General features: G+C 70.3%; 14 protein-coding genes. 2 read left to right on the top strand and 12 right to left on the bottom strand.

What is annotated here, in order from left to right; genetic code table 11:
* Window positions 1-10: 10 nt before the first annotated feature.
* Window positions 11-805 carry an MlaE family ABC transporter permease gene (locus D7W81_RS16040; protein WP_120556251.1) on the bottom strand — a complete coding sequence of 265 codons (795 nt, stop codon included), beginning with the start codon at window positions 803-805 and terminating at the stop codon, window positions 11-13.
* A complete protein-coding gene (locus D7W81_RS16035) occupies window positions 802-1308 on the bottom strand; it encodes a hypothetical protein (protein ID WP_120556250.1) in 507 nt (168 codons plus the stop codon). The genes D7W81_RS16040 and D7W81_RS16035 overlap by 4 nt, the downstream gene beginning before the upstream one ends.
* A 234-nt stretch (window positions 1309-1542) precedes the next feature.
* On the opposite strand from D7W81_RS16035, the gene D7W81_RS16030 reads away from it, so the two are divergent.
* The gene (locus D7W81_RS16030; protein ID WP_120556266.1) at window positions 1543-1929 is read left to right on the top strand and encodes a hypothetical protein; all 387 of its coding nucleotides are present in this window, start codon (window positions 1543-1545) and stop codon (window positions 1927-1929) included.
* Here the strand turns inward: D7W81_RS16030 and recF are convergent.
* The 7 genes from recF to dnaN all read right to left on the bottom strand — a co-directional run bounded on the left by recF (window position 1926) and on the right by dnaN (window position 9139).
* Window positions 1926-3056, bottom strand: coding sequence for a DNA replication/repair protein RecF (recF, locus tag D7W81_RS16025; RefSeq protein WP_120556249.1), 1131 nt, complete (start codon window positions 3054-3056; stop codon window positions 1926-1928). The two genes, D7W81_RS16030 and recF, sit on opposite strands and share 4 nt — an antisense overlap.
* Window positions 3057-3140: 84 nt before the next feature.
* Window positions 3141-4049 carry a type VI immunity family protein gene (locus D7W81_RS16020; RefSeq protein ID WP_120556248.1) on the bottom strand — a complete coding sequence of 303 codons (909 nt, stop codon included), beginning with the start codon at window positions 4047-4049 and terminating at the stop codon, window positions 3141-3143.
* The gene (locus D7W81_RS16015; RefSeq protein WP_244227237.1) at window positions 4046-4744 is read right to left on the bottom strand and encodes a hypothetical protein; all 699 of its coding nucleotides are present in this window, start codon (window positions 4742-4744) and stop codon (window positions 4046-4048) included. The genes D7W81_RS16020 and D7W81_RS16015 overlap by 4 nt, the downstream gene beginning before the upstream one ends.
* 89 nt (window positions 4745-4833) lie before the next feature.
* Window positions 4834-5904 (bottom strand): site-2 protease family protein, encoded by a 1071-nt coding sequence (locus tag D7W81_RS16010; RefSeq protein ID WP_120556246.1) that lies wholly within the window; start codon window positions 5902-5904, stop codon window positions 4834-4836.
* Window positions 5897-6631, bottom strand: a complete 735-nt coding sequence (locus tag D7W81_RS16005) for a hypothetical protein (RefSeq protein ID WP_120556245.1) — start codon at window positions 6629-6631, stop codon at window positions 5897-5899. The genes D7W81_RS16010 and D7W81_RS16005 overlap by 8 nt, the downstream gene beginning before the upstream one ends.
* Window positions 6632-6712: 81 nt before the next feature.
* Complete coding sequence (locus D7W81_RS16000; RefSeq protein ID WP_244227236.1) at window positions 6713-7921, bottom strand: ATP-binding protein; 1209 nt, start codon at window positions 7919-7921, stop codon at window positions 6713-6715.
* A 111-nt stretch (window positions 7922-8032) separates the two neighbouring features.
* Entirely contained in the window at window positions 8033-9139 is a 1107-nt protein-coding gene (dnaN, locus tag D7W81_RS15995) for a DNA polymerase III subunit beta (protein WP_014400581.1), read from the bottom strand.
* A 264-nt stretch (window positions 9140-9403) separates the two neighbouring features.
* On the opposite strand from dnaN, the gene D7W81_RS15990 reads away from it, so the two are divergent.
* Window positions 9404-9907: a DUF6748 domain-containing protein gene (locus D7W81_RS15990; protein WP_120556243.1), complete on the top strand. Its 504-nt coding sequence runs from the start codon at window positions 9404-9406 to the stop codon at window positions 9905-9907.
* A 122-nt stretch (window positions 9908-10029) separates the two neighbouring features.
* Here the strand turns inward: D7W81_RS15990 and D7W81_RS15985 are convergent, their stop codons facing one another.
* The 3 genes from D7W81_RS15985 to D7W81_RS15975 form a co-directional block, all read right to left on the bottom strand.
* Window positions 10030-11541, bottom strand: coding sequence for an ABC transporter substrate-binding protein (locus D7W81_RS15985; protein ID WP_120556242.1), 1512 nt, complete (start codon window positions 11539-11541; stop codon window positions 10030-10032).
* 131 nt (window positions 11542-11672) lie between these two features.
* Window positions 11673-13934, bottom strand: a complete 2262-nt coding sequence (locus D7W81_RS15980; RefSeq protein WP_120556241.1) for a caspase family protein — start codon at window positions 13932-13934, stop codon at window positions 11673-11675.
* Window positions 13931-14550 (bottom strand): ActD-like protein (locus D7W81_RS15975; RefSeq protein WP_120556240.1); only part of this gene is annotated, 620 nt, incomplete at its 5' end. The genes D7W81_RS15980 and D7W81_RS15975, both read right to left, overlap by 4 nt.

Here is a 14550-nt window from a genome sequence, read left to right as displayed (position 1 = left end):
GCGGGCGGCTTCAGAAGTAGAGCGTGATTTTCGTGATGAAGAAGTCCGCGAGGCACACGGTGACGGAGGTGATGGCCACCGTCTGCGTGGTGGCGCGGCCCACGCCTTCCGTGCCGCCCTCCACCGCCAGCCCCTTGAAGCAACCCACCAGGCCGATGATGAGCCCGAACACGGCGCCCTTGATGACGCCGGAGACGAAGTCACCCATCAGCACCGCGTCCAGCGCCCCCTGGAAGAACTGGTCCAGGGAGATGCCGTACTGGGACTTCACCACCAGCGCGCCGCCCACCAGGCCCACCACGTCCGAGAACACGGTGAGCACCGGCATGACGATGAGGCACGCGAACACGCGCGGCACCACCAGCTTGCGCAACGGATCCGCGCCCAGCGCGCGGATGGCGTCCACCTGCTCCGTCACGGTCATGGAGCCCAGCTCCGCGGCGATGCCGGACCCGATGCGCGCGCCCACGGTGAGGGCGGTGAGCACGGGCGCCAGCTCGCGGAACAGCGTGAGGATGACGACGCGGCCCACGGTGTACTGCACGCCGAAGCGGGCGAGGAAGTAGCCGAACTGCAAGGAGATGACGAGCCCCGCGAACGTCGCGGTGAGCAGCGCGATGGGCAGCGAGCGCACGCCCAGCGACTCGGTGTGGAAGACGAGGCTGGCCCAGTCATACGGCGGGCGCACGGCACGGCTGAACACCTGGCCCGTCATGACGGACAGGGCGCCCAGGGACTCCATGCGCTCCTTCAGGCGCTCCTTGAGGCTGGGGCCGTGCCCCGCGATGCGCGCTCCGGGCATCATCGCTGGCGCTCCGCGCTGAAGCCCTGGAAGAGGCTTTCGAAGTCCGCCATGCGCGCATCGGCGGTGCCCACGGGGGCGACGTAGCTGAAGTCGAAGACGCAGTTGTCCTTCTTGAGGACCACCAGCTCCAGCGAGATGGGCACGCCGTCGAGCTTCGCGACGTAGCGGCTCCGCAGGGCCTCACGGCCGTCCAGGGTGAAGCTGCGCTGGCCCAGGTCCTGGCGCTCCGTGAAGCCCATGAGCAGGTGCTTCGTGAGGACCTGGAGGGACGGGTCGTCGTGGTCCTTGCAGGTGGAGTTGGTGGCGATGACGCGCCCGGTGTCACCGCGCTCCACGAAGGCCAGGTCGTTGTCGTCGAAGCCGCGGCGCTCCCAGACGGAGTTGGACAGCGGTCCGACGCGGTACTTCACGTCGGACTTCTGGAGCACCGAGTCCTCGAACGTCGCGCGGTGGCACCCCGCGAGGAGGCCGGACAGCACGAGCGTCAGCAACAAGCGCGGCATGGCACCATTTCGTTCGTCCCGGAGGGGCCCGGTGGGACGGCGTGCACGTCATGGTGCACGCTCGGCGGGTCCGCAAGAACTTCGTCGGAGCGAACGTCGACTCACGGACGCGCGCCGGACGAGGGCCCGGCACCCCGAGAGGGCTCCGGACGGAAGAGGGAGGTCAGGTGTCCGGTGGCATGAGGAGATCCCATGTTCAGACGGGAGCCGGGGGATTCTCACGAGGAGGATTCGATGGACGGCGGACTGGCCATATTTGGATTCGGGTTGTTCCTGCTATCGATTGCCAATCTGTACGCGCGCACGGCGTACTGGCTGGCGTGGCCGCTGTTGGCCATTTCCGTGCTGGCGATGGGAATGGCGTTCAGCGAGTCGAAGCGCCTGCGGGACGTGTCGCTGGGGGCCTCCGCGGCGCTGGGGGTGTTGTTCATCGCCGCGCTGGCGACAGGCACCGTGTGGTGGCTGACGCTGGCGGTGTTCCTGTTCGCGGTGGCATTCGGGCTGCTCTGGGCGGAGTTCCGCTTCGAGTACTTCGGGCACGTGACGCGGCAGGAATTGCCCCACCGCCACGCGCGCCGGGGGCCGGTGCACTGGCCCTGGCAGCGGCGGCGGGTGCACTAGGGTTGTGACGGCGCTTCGGTGGCCACCTGTCCCGCGTGGACGGTGAGCCAGAGGGTGTCACTGGCGGCGGCGGCTCGCACGAGCCCCGCGTCGGTGGTGGTGAGGAAGACCTGCGCGCCGCTCCGGGCGAGGTAGCCCATGAGATAGGCATTGCGCTCGGGGTCCAGCTCGCTGGAGACGTCATCCAGCAGCAGCAGGGGGAGGAAGCCCATGGAGGCCTCCAGGTTTTCAATCTCCGCGATCTTCCAGCCCAGCACCAGGGCGCGCTGCTGCCCCTGGCTCGCGTAGGCGCGAGCGCTGCGGCCGCCCAGCGTCACGGAGACATCGTCCACGTGCGGGCCCACGGAGGTGAAGCCGCGGTCCAGGTCGCGTCGCAGGCGCGCGGCCAGGGCCTCGCGCAGGGCGGAGGCGAGCGCGGCCTCGTCGGCGTGGGCGAAGTCGGCGCCCAGGTGCGCGGGGTGGTAGCCGTAGACGGCGGGGTCGGCGGTGCGGCCGATGGACGCGAAGGTGGCCTGGGCGCGGGGCGCGAGCTCGGCCATCAGCGAGCGGCGGCGGGCATAGAGGCGAGCGCCCGCGCGGGCGAGGGTCTCGTCGTACGCGTCGAGGTACGCGGCGTCGACGGAGGCGCCGTCGCGGAGCAGGCGGTTGCGGTTCTTGAGGGCGCGGGCGTACTCGCGGCTTTCCTTGAGGAAGGCGGGGAAGCGGTTGAACACGGCGCGGTCGAGGAAGGCGCGGCGCGCGTCGGGGCCGCCCTTGATGACCTCCAGGTCATCCGGGGTGAAGGCGACGACGGAGACCCCGCCGAAGTAGTCCTCCAGGCTGGAGGCCTTCTTGCCGTCCACGAGGGCCTGGCGGGTGCCGCCGCCGACCTCGACGGAGATTTCGCGCTCCGCCCCCTTGAGGAGGAAGCGGCCGGTGACACGGGCGGCGGAGGAGCCCCAGCGGACGAGCTCCGAGAGGCGCCCGGCGCGCAGGGGCTTGAGGGTGGCGAGGAAGTAGAGCGCCTCCAGGAGGTTGGTCTTCCCCTGCCCGTTCTGGCCCACGGCGATGGTCGCGTGAGGGCTGGGTGCGAGCTGCACCGTCGGGAGGTTGCGGAAGTCCTGGACCTGGAGCGAGAGGAGGCGCACAGCGTCACCGTGAAGGGGGAGTGCTTCGTACTACATGCATCCCCTGACAGGGCCAGGATGTGGGGTGCTTCCTCGGCTGGAGGGCTACGGACAGAGCCGTCGCCGCCAGCGGTCCAGGTAGTTCCCGATCCCGTCGTCCGCTTCTGGCTCGTACATGAAGGGTTTCAGCAAGCAGGCCAGGGCGCGGTACTGGGGCGGAATGGCTGTCTTCTCGATGTCGAAGGCGTCCGGCCATTCGCTCAGGGTCAGTAGCAGGCGCTCCTGTTCCATGGGGAGGAGGGAGACCTCCGGGAACGGCAGTGCCTGCCGCAGCGCTTCGGTGCCACCGAGCCGGTCCAGCAGCGGTGGGCCCAGGAAGGTGAGCCAGTGCGCGCCCAGGGCGTGGGTTCCGATGACGGAACCGATCCTGGCGATCGAGGACAGGTCCACACCTAGGTAGCGAGCGAAGTATTCATCCAGGACCTGCCACTTCCCAACGCCCCAGGAGCCATCTTGAGGGACAAGGGCGAAGCTCGCGTAGCCGAAATGGAAGGGCAGTTCCCGAGCCAGCTCCAACACCAGGGCACGCATCCGCTGGGGCCCCTGCTCCAGGAGGAATTCGGTCGGGAACGTGAAGGACACCGTGGTGCTGGACCCAGCGCAGAGCGGGCGTTGGATCCGCCAACTGTGGTACTCGAACTGGTACCCTCCGGTTCCTCCAGGCAGGTCGAACAATCTAACGTGCCAGGCCAGGCGGGAGAGCTGATCCACCATCCGCTTGCGAATGACTTCCCATCCGTCCGCATCCAGCTCAAGGACGTCCCCATCGGCCGCGCCGTACCAGCTCAGTGATTGGGGTGGCGTAGCTCGAAGATAGGTCTGCAGGGCCCGCCAGCACACCTGGGCCACGAGCTTGTGGTCATGAGGCATGAAGAACGAGACCACGACACCGTCGCGGGCCACGACCGTACCAGCCCTGTCATGACGACGAAGAACGGGGAAGTTCGCGCTCATGGCGGAGGCACCACTCCATGGCGAGGAGAAACAAGCAAGGCGTCACCACCGAGCGCCTCCTCATAGACCTGCTCTTGCGTTCTTCCGACGTAGGGACTGCTCTCTCCATACTCGGTCCACTGAGGCCTGTTGTCCTCAGGGCAGGGGAACTTGAAGTCCAAGGTGAGCGCGGATTTGAGCAGGTCGCGGTCCGCATGGAGGACGAGGTCCGGCTTGATCGTGCCCCGAAGCTCATCGGTGCAACCCTCGGCGAGCATCCGCGCTTCCTTCTCCCGGCTGATCGTCTCCACGAGCCGGGCATTCGGATAGTAGCGATAGCGCTGCTCGATGCTGTAGGGCGCGGCCCATAGCTCCTTGAGCACTTCCTCCGTGCACTGGAGGACCAAGACGTGCTTCTGCTTTCCCAGTTGCATGGCCCGGGTGATGGGGTTGCCGCAGCGGTCGCGCGCCACCACCTCGCGGCACTCCTGTCGCGTCGGAGGACGGCCATCGAAGAAACGTGCGTTGCCCTGACGCTCGGCCTGGGCGGCGCATTCCGCGAGGCGCTCCTCCAGTTCATCCGCGCTGTGACCCTGTTGCATCAAGCCGAGGATGACCGGGGCGGCCTGGACCAGAACGGAGGCCGTGGCGGGAGCGGCGCCCTGCTCGGCGACCCAGGCCGCATGCCGCAGCTTCGCGGCGGTCTCCGTGTCCACGAAGCGCAGATCACCGTGCGCGGAGCGCCGTGAGCCTCCGCCAGCGCAGGCCGTGAGCAACATGAGGACTGCGCACGGGGCTACGCGCCTCACAGCCCCGCCGCGGCCCCCGTCCAGTGCTGCGCGGCCCAGCCCAGGGCTCCCAGTCCCACCACCAGCGCGCTGTACTCCACCAGCGTGCGCAGGTCGCCCTTCTCAGACGCGGGCGTGAGCAGGGCGCGGAACGCCGCCACCGCTCCGATGAGCAGGAACAGGTTCTCTCCCGTGAGGAACCACGTCGCGCCCAGCACCGCCACCGCCAGCCACCGCTGCTTGCGCGCCAGCGCCCGGAACCCTCGCGACCCGTCCAGCTGCCACACCGGTACCAGGTTGAATAGGTTCAGCCAGGCCGCCGCGTGCGCGATGGCGCCCAGCGCCTTCCATCCCGTCAGCACCGCCGCGACAAACACCACCACCGCCGCGGCACTGCCCCAGATGGGCCCCGCCAAGCCCACGCGCGCGTCCTCGCGCTCATCCACCGGCACCTGCTTCAGGCGCACGAACGCGCCCAGGCCCGGGATGAACATGGGCGCGTCCGCCTTCATCCCCAGCCGGCGCAGCGACGCCACGTGCCCCATCTCGTGCACGTAGATGCACGCCACCAGCCCCACCGCGAAGCTCCAGCCCCACAGAGACCAGTACACGCTCATCGCGAACAGCATGGAGAACAGCGTGGTCGCGTTCGTGAGCCCCAGCAGCAGCAGCTTCCCCTTGCCCAGGAGCAGCGCCAGCACGAACTTGAACTTCCACAGCATCAGGCCCACCGCGCCCATGCTGGCCAGCAGCTTCGGCATGCCGGACCGCTTGCGCTCCGCCTCCGCCAGCGGCACCGCCAGGCCCTGCGCGTCCGCCTGCTGACTCAGCGCCGTCACCCGCGCCGTCACCTGCGCGTGCTGCGCCGAGCCCGGCGGCAGCAGGTCCAGGGCCTCGCGCCACAGCGCCAGCGCCTCCAGCGGCGCACCCCGCTCCACCGCCGACTGCGCGTCCGCCGCCAGCTGCGTCAGCCGCTTGCCGTGCACCAGCTTCCGGCACGACGGACAGGTGAGCAGCCGGGGCGCGAGCTCCGAACCACACCCCTCACAGCGCTGCGTGAGGAGCGAAACCGCGAGCGCTTCAGCCAACGGACCGCTCCTGCTCCGAGGGCGCCGCCTCCGTTTCCGCGGATGCCTCCTGCAGCTTGAACGGCCCCGCGATGTTCAGCTCCGTCCGCTTCGTGCGGCGCCACGCCTCGAACAGCGCGAAGCCGTAGATGAGCCCGGAGATGGGGCTGTTGATTCCGACAATCACCGGCGCCGCCACGGAGATGACTCCCGCGAGGATCACGTTGCCCGCCTGGGATGGCGCCGCCGCTTCTTCCCCCGGAGTGCCCTCCGCGAATTCAGCCGGCGGCTGCGTGGTGAGCTCCTTGTAGACATCCGGCGCCAGCGAGCCCGCCACCGCGAAGTACGTCAGCCCCACCGCGAGCGCCTGGTAGACCCAACCGCCGCGCGACTCCGAGCCCTTGAACACCGCCGTGCCCACCATCCACCCCACCAGGATGGCGATGAGGCCGATGTTGTAGCCCGTCAGGCTCACCACCCAATACACCAGCGCCCCCGCGATGGCCGCGCCAAAGCCAAACACCGACGCCGTCACGAAGCGCTTCGACTTCGAACCGCCCGTCATCGCCGCCTCCACCCCCTCGCGGCAATCGGGGCACAGCAGGCGCTGGTTCGCCTCGAAGTAGACGCTCTGGATGGCGCGCTCACAGAAGGAGCACTTCGTCGCCGAGGGGGCTTCGGTGAACTCGGCGCGGTCGAACTGCAGCGATGCCTCGTCGGAGGCAGGCGGAGGAACAGGCTGGGTCATGGGCGGGGTGACAACCGGAAAAGGAGACGGCCCACCCAACCTAACAGAAGCCTTCCACCCACCCCAAACCGGTGTCTGTCTTCAGCCGTCCTGCCGCAGCGCCGCGTGACGCGCCGCCTGCACCAGCGCCACCAGGTCCCGGTTTCGCGCCACGTCGCCCCCAGCGGGCCTCGCGTGCTCCGGCGAGAACAGCCGCGCGGGCGTGCGCGCCTGCCCCCTCAACATCACGAAGAGGCGCAGGGCGTCCCGCAGGGCCTCCGCCTCCGGCCCCTCCTCCGTGCGCGCCCGCTGCGCGGCCTGCTCCAGCCGCGCCCACGCGACCTCTTCACTCCACGCGCCCCGGGGCCGCTCGCGCGACAGGGCCGCCAGCGCCGCCGCCGTCTCCACCAGCCCCGCGCGCCCTTCCGTGAGGACGCTCCGCGCGGACAGCCGCAGCGCCGGGTCCTCCGACAGCGCGGCCCGCCAGGACAACAGCGCGGGCAGCTCCGGCTCGCGCGGCACCACCGGGGCCAGCTCCGCCTCCAGCACCGCGCGCACGCGCACACGCGCCACGTCGTGCCAGAAGGCCGCGTGCAACAGCAGCTCCGGTCCGCTGCGCGCCACCCGCGTGGGCGCCCGGCGCATGCGCCGCTGGAGGAAGTCCTTCACCCGCCCCCGGCTGTCGTAGCGCTCCAGCCGCTCCCACAGCGCCACCAGCGCGGCGGCCCCCAGCGGCAGCGCCCGGGCCAGCTCCCGCGCCTCGTCATCGGAGAACGCCTGCGCCCCTTCCGTCACGGGGCGCTTGAACACGCGCTCGAACACCTCGCCCGCGGCGCACGCGGCGCGCAGCTCCGGCAGGTTGCGCGGCAACAGCTCCACCGCCTGCGCCCAGACGCGCCCGCCCAGGAATGGCGCCGCGTCCAGCACCTCCGTCTCCAGGCGCAACAGCCGCGCCCCCAGCGTGTCGGGCAGGTCCTCCGCTTCATCCTCCGACACCGAGGACAGCCGCCGCTCCGCCGCGCGCTCCACCGCGTCGAGCAGACGCTCCACCTCGTGCATCAACCGGACGGGCGCCGCGTCACGCGGCCAGCCCTCCGCCTCCACGCGGCGTCGCAGCGCGGCCAGCGTCGCGTCCACCTCCGGCTGGGCCGCGGACACTTCCCGCAGCAGCTCGAAGTGGTTGCGGATCCGGTCCCTCCAGAAGAAGGACTCCAGCACACCCTTGAGCGCGCGGTAGCGCAGGCGCGTGGCCTCCAGGAGGTCCGCTCGGTCCTCCAGCCGCGCTTTCAGATCATCCGGACGGGTGGCCACGGTCCCATCATAAGGAGCCGCCGCCCCGGGCGCAGGCCTCCCCATGGCGCGGAGCGTCGAACGTGGAACGGTGCCCGGAGACCGGCGTGGGAAGGTGGACGGCAGCCCTGCTCAAACGCGCATGGGCATGACCACGGCGGTGAAGCTGCGGTCGCCGGGGCCGTGCAGCACGCCCGGGCTGTGCTCGTCGCCCAGCTCGAAGCTGACCTCGTCCGTCTCCGTCACGCCCAGCACGTCCATGAGGTAGCGGGCGTTGAAGCCGATGGTGATGTCGTTGCCCTGGTAGTCCACGTCCAGCGCGTCGCGCGCTTCACCCAGGTCCGGGTTGCTGGCGGTGATGAGCAGCTTGCCCTTCTCCAGACCAATCCGGATGGCGTTGCTCTTGTCCGCGGACAACAGGGCAATGCGCTTGAGGCCTTCCAGCAGGCGCACCTTCGGGACGAGGACGACCTTCTCGCCCTCCTTGGGGATGACGCGCTGGTACTCCGGGAACTGCCCGTCGATGAGGCGCATCACCATGGTGAGGCCCGGCTTCTTGAACAGCGCCGAGTTCTCCGCGAACCCCAGGTGGCACTCGGCGTCCGGGGCTTCGTCCAGCAGGCGCTTGAGCTCCATCAGGCCCTTGCGCGGGATGATGACGCCGCTCTTGAGCTTGAAGTCGCCGGACATCTCGCGCTCGATGAGCGACAGCCGGTGGCCGTCCGTGGCCACCATGCGGACCTTGCCGCTCTGCTGCGGCTCGAAGAAGACGCCGTTGAGGATGTAGCGCGTCTCGTCGCTGGAGATGGCGAACTGGGTCTTCTTGATCATCTCCAGGAGGACGTTGCCGGAGATCTGCACCAGCGGCGCGTTCTCCTCCTTGGGCAGCTTCGGGTACTCCTCGGCGGCCATGCCGACGATCTTGAAGTGCGCGGAGCCGGAGGAGATGTCGACGTAGTTGTTCGCCAGCTTCTTGAGCGTGACCTCCGCGTCCGGGAGGTTCTGCACGATGTCGAAGACGTACTTCGCGCTCAGCGTGACGGCGCCCGGCTTGGACACGTCCGCGGGGTGCTCGGACACGATGCCGATGTCCAGGTCGAAGGCCGTGACCGTGATGCTGCCCTTGTTCGCCGTGAGCAGCACGTTGGCGAGGATGGGCATCGTCGTCTTGCGCTCCACGATGCCCTGGGCGCGGTAGAGGGCCTTCTTCAGCTCGTCGGCGGCGATGCGGAATTCCATCGTGGGCGTCCTTACAGGTCACGGCCCCGGAGGCCGATCTCTTGGGGCGCGGGTGTACAACGAACGGATAGCCCCTTCCACCGTCTTGGCACCCCTTTATGGGCATGATCCGCCCGGTTCCGGACTGTCCGGGTGTCCAGGTGGGACATGGAGGAAAAGGCCCGCGCCACCCTGGTGGGCGGGCACGCGGCCGGGCAGAGTGGACCCGGCCGTGCCCCTCCCGCGTTGAAGGAGGGCACCCTGAGTCCTCCTTCCGGAGTCGCCATGAACGCCCGCTCCCTGCTCCTGTCCGCCGTTCTCATGCTCGGCCCGGTGGCGTGCAGCACGCCGTCGTCCCCCACCCCGCAGCCGTCCAGTGACGAGTCCGGCGCGGCGGCCCCCGCTGACCTGAAGCGGACCGAAGTGGATGCCCCCGCGGGCGCCGCCAACGAGCCCGGCACGGCCGCCCCCACCCCTTCACCCGGAGACGCCACCATGACCACCAGCACCGTCTACATCGTCAAGGACAACGGGAAGCGCTGCTTCGCGCCGCCCTGCGACCACTACGACCTGTTCAGCGCGGACGCGCCGGACAAGAAGCTCCAGTCCCTCCATGAGATCGACCTGAGCGCCGTCACCGGCGGGGACGACGCGAAGCTGGGCGAGCTCATGCAGCGCGCCGCCAAGGGCGGCCCCGGCCTCAAGGTGGAGGGCTCGCTGGACAAGCGGCTCAAGGCGGGCCCCGGCGGCGACGCCATCGTCCTGCGCGCCACCCGCATCGTCGGCTGAGCTGCCTTCCGCGCCGGGACCGCTTCCTGAGCCGGTCCCGGCTGTCGCTCAGACGCGCTGAAGCGACGCGGCCTGTGAGGAGGAGAGGGAGCGGGCTCCCTCCCCTCCCAGGACTTCAGCGGCTACGGGCTGAACATGCCGGTGAGCACGCTGGCGCGGCCTCGAGGCAGCGAGCGCTTGAACGGGCTCGTCGCGAGGTCCGAACCGGGCTGGTACCAGCTCTGGATTTCCGCGAAGTACGTCTGGCCCGCCTGCAGCACGTTCGGGGGCAGGTACACGCTCTGGAGGTCCGTGTGCAGCGCCGCCACGCGCGTCGCGGTGGTGTACCCGTTGCTCGTGCCCAGCCGGTAGATGTTCACCACGTAGTTCGTGGCCGTGCCGACCAGCGGCTTCGACCAGCGCAGCGAGGCGTCAGTCCCCACGCCCGTGAGGTTCTGGAACGCGCCGCGCGTGTTCACCAGGGGCGCCTGCACCGGCCCGACGAGGGGCTGCACGGGCGCGGCGGCGAACGCGCTCGCCTCCTGGTCCACGCGGATGTCCACGCTCATGGTGTAGGGCGTCGCGGTTCCCAGCGCGTAGCTCTTCGTGAAGCCCGCGGCGGCGAGCGCCACCTTCTGCCACGCCGCCGGGAGCGGGTTGTTGTAGGTCATGCTCCCCGTGACGAGGTCGGTCCGCTGCGCGTCAGGATTGAGCTTCACGAGCAGTGGCTGCCCGCTGATGGACGCGACCGCCGAGCTCAGCGCGGCCGGCCGGGCGGACATCCAGATCTCGTTGTACGTGCTGACCGCGCCCGGGTTCACCTGGGTGCGCATGGCCTCGAAGGCCGAGCGTCTCCAGTCCACCGCGAAGGTGCCAGTCGCGGCGGGCTGGGTGAAGGTTCCGCTGACGGTGGCGGGCTGGCCCTCCACCAGCGTCACGCTCGTGTTGAGCACCTTGTGCATCGCGCGGTAGGGCACGCCATTCGCGCTCGTCTGCCACCGCATCTGAGCCAGCGAGAACACATCCCCGAGGCCACTGTCGAGCAGCACCGGGTTGAGCATGTCGGCGTAATTGAAGCTCAGCCCGGAGAGCGACGTGGCGCCCGCCAGGGGGAACCCCGTGACGCCGGTGTTGATGTAGCCGAACGCGCCCGGGTTCAACGAATACACTTCCAGGTAGTCCCCCGGATGCCAGGGAGACAGGCCGGTGGCGGACACCGTCACGGGGGTGGACTGCGAGACGAAGGTGCCATCGCGGCCCCACTCCGTGGAGCCCAGGTCGAACGCGCGGCCGGTGCTCACCAGGTAGCGCGAGCCCAGCTTCAGGTAGATGCGGCCGGAGGGGACGTTCGGCACGGAAATGGTGCCGTCCGCGGAGCCCGTGCCCGGGTAGGCCGTGAACGCCCCGGTCGTTGAATCCCGCGTGTAGGCCACCACCGACGTGGCGGACTGGTCGTAGGGCTTCGTCTCGTTGCCTGACGTGGCGACGAAGGTGACCGGGCTGGTGCCGGTGACCTGGGTGATCACCCCTTGGGTGACCTGGGAGGTCGTGTCCGCGGACACGGAGGAGTCCACCGCCTCGACCTCGTCGGGACCCGCGCAGCCGACCCCCGTCATGCCAACCAGAAGCCCGAGGGAAATCAGTGACTTATGCATTATTGGCGCAGCCCTTTCGACGACGCCCGGATGGCGTCGCGTAAGGACATTCATACCGGGTCGGTCTGACATCTCCGGGAGCACTCCGAGTCCGGTTTTCCCACTGGGCGTGAAATCGGATGAGGGCCGGCTCAGAGCCTCACGCCCACCTGGAAGCCGGGCCAACGCTGCATGCGCGTGTCCGCGTCAAGGGTGTGCGTGCGCACCGGCAGCGTGGTCAGCTTCGTGAACTCCGGCTCGCCCCACGTGAACGCCGCGTTGTAGGTGGGGCCGGCGAACACGGCCAGCTTCGGCATCACCTGGAAGCCCAGCATGGCGCGCGCCTGCGTCAGCAGGGTGTTGGACCTGCCGGAGAACGGGTCGCGCGTGGACAGCACCTGGCTGCCCGCGACGTCCACGTCCACCCAGAAGCGCGAGCCCAGCGGGATGTGCCCGCCCAGGCCCAGGCCCAGGCTGAAGCGCTGGAAGCGGTCATCCGGGCCAATGCCCGCGAGCAGCGTCGTGTAGAAGTGCCTGCCGCCGAACTTCAGCGCCAGGTTGGTGAGCTGCACGTCGCTGCCATACACCTCCAGGTGCAGCTGGCCCTTCTTCTCGTAGGTGACCAGGCCCACCGGCACGCCGTGCACCTCGTCGGAGACGTTCACGAGCCCCAGCTGCATGCCGTGCACCGTGTCCGCGATGTTGATCAATCCCAGCTGCATGCCGGACACGTCACCGCCCACATTGATCAACCCCAGCTGCATGCCGGTGAGGGACGGGGCGCGGTTGAGCAGCACCGACCCCTGGATGCCCCGCGCGGCCTTCGCCACGGAGTTGTGGCCCAGCGCGAACTGCACACCCTTCAGGGTGCCGTTCGCGTGATTGACACCCAGTGACAGCTGCACCCCGGTGGCGTCCGCCGTGGTGACGTTGGCGCCCAGCGCCGCCTGCATGCCGCCTAGCGAGCCGCGCGCCACGTTCGCGCCCAGGGCCAGCTGACCCACGCCGTCCACGTCTCCGTTGGCCACGTTGAGCCCCAGCGTCGCCTGGGCGCCGCGCACCGCGCCGCCCGCCACGTTGGCGACGAGCGACAGCTGCGCGCCGTCTACTTCCCGGCCGGAGGTGTTGAAGCCCAGCGCCATGGCCAGGCCGGACACCTCCGCGTCGTACACGTTGCCCGCCAGACCCAGCGCCAGCCCGCCGCCCAGCGCCGCGCCGCCGTTGACGACGCCCAGCGCGAAGCGGTTCTCCACCTGCGCGCGGCCCGCCCGCAGCGTGTTGGTGCTCATGGAGGGCACGAGGCTCAGGTTCACCGGCAGCAGCGTCCGGCCCTGCGGGGACAGCGGCGCGGTGGCGCCACCGCCGCCGCCGCGCATCACGGTGGCCTCGTGGCCCACGCCCAGGAAGTCGCCGGGGGCGAGCGGCGTGCGCATGCCCTCCTTCAGCGTGAAGGCCGTCTCGGACACGCCGCCGTCCAACTCGCGCCGGGCGCGGTAGGCGCCGGGGGCCAGGCCCAGCTCGGTGGCGCGGCCGGACACCTTCTGCACCTCCACCACCAGCGTGCCCACCGCGTCGCGCACGTACAGGCGGCCCTCCAGCGGCTCGGTGAGGACCAGGCCCGCGGTGGTGGCGCGCAGGTCGGTCATCACCAGGTCGCCCGTGCCCGCCAGCTCGATGTCGTAGTTGGGGTGCTGCGCGCCGCCCTGCGTGCGCTCCGTGCGCGCGAGCGTTTCGTGGAAGGCGAACTGGTAGGCCTCCGTGAGGGTGACGCGGCCGTCGTGGGTGACGTCCGCGGCGCCGCGCAGGCCGGACAGCAGGTGGTGCGTGAAGAACGAGCCGCCCAGCCGGTCCGACTCCTGCGACGCCTCGTTCGCGCTGGACGAGGTGAGGATGGCGTGGCCCTTCACCTGGATGCCGGAGTCCACCAGGAACGCGGGCCGCGCGACGCCGCCCTTCTTGCGCGCGAACGCGCCGGACGCGCACGAATCCAGCACCGCGATCCTCACGTCCGCGGGCAGCCCCTCCAGCGAACGGCGCAGCTCGCCGTAGTCCAGGCGCTGGCCCTTGAGCAGCAGCCCTTCGTCGTCCGAGTGGCCGGAGTAGTACAGCAGCACCTCCACGCGGCGGGCTCCGGCGGCGCGGACGCCTTCGGCCAGCTTGCGCACCCGGTCGAAGCCCGCGAGCACGCCCGCGCGGTCCACGTCCATGAGGAGCACGCGGTCCTGGGGCAGCACGCCGCCCAGCTCCGACAGCACCAGCGCGAAGGCCTTCGCGTCGGTCTCCGCGTAGCGCAGCCGCACGCGCTCCGGGCCTCCGTCGTTGACGCCCACGAAGAGGGCCAGCCGGCGCACTTCGGCGGCGTGGGCGGAGGACACCGCGCCCAGCGCGAACAGGAGGATGACGAGCGCTCTCATGGGGTGGACTTCTCCAGCAGGAAGGACGTCTGGTCCAGCCCCGGGGGCAGGGTCAGCGGCGCGGTGCGCGCGTCGGGGGAGGCGGCGAGGACGCGCGCGGCGGCCATCACCCCCTCCAGTTCGAAGGGAGCATCCGCGGTGACGAGGAAGAAGCGCTCGAAGCCGGGGGCGTCATCCAGCTCATAGGCGCGGGGCAGCAGGTGCGAACCGCTGCGCTCCAGGGCCGCGGACGTGTCGCCCGGGGCGGTCAGGTGCGGGGTGACGGCGCCCCGGCCATCCACGGAGAGGATGACGCCGTGGGCATGGCCCGCGGCGGTGTACGACAGCTGCACCACGTCACCGGCCTGGGCGGGGGCGCCGTCGGTGAGGCGCTCGGTGCGGGTGGCGACCTGGCGGTGCACGTCGAGCCGGGGCCTCAGGCCCTTGCTGCGCGTGGGCTCCAGGACGCCCGGGGGGGTTCCGGTTCCCGCCCAGGGATCGTGCGCCTCCTGCTCCTGGGACGACGCGCCCGGCCGCACGAGGACGACGAGGGTCGCGGCGGCGAGCACCGGCACCAGGGCGGGCAGGAAGCGCCAGGAAGGGCGCGACGGCGGGGCCTCGGCGCGGGGCGCGGTGG

This window comes from Corallococcus aberystwythensis, assembly GCF_003612165.1.
Lineage (GTDB): Bacteria > Myxococcota > Myxococcia > Myxococcales > Myxococcaceae > Corallococcus > Corallococcus aberystwythensis.
Note: the sequence above shows the minus strand (reverse complement) of the source record. Positions and strands in the feature narration are given on the sequence as shown.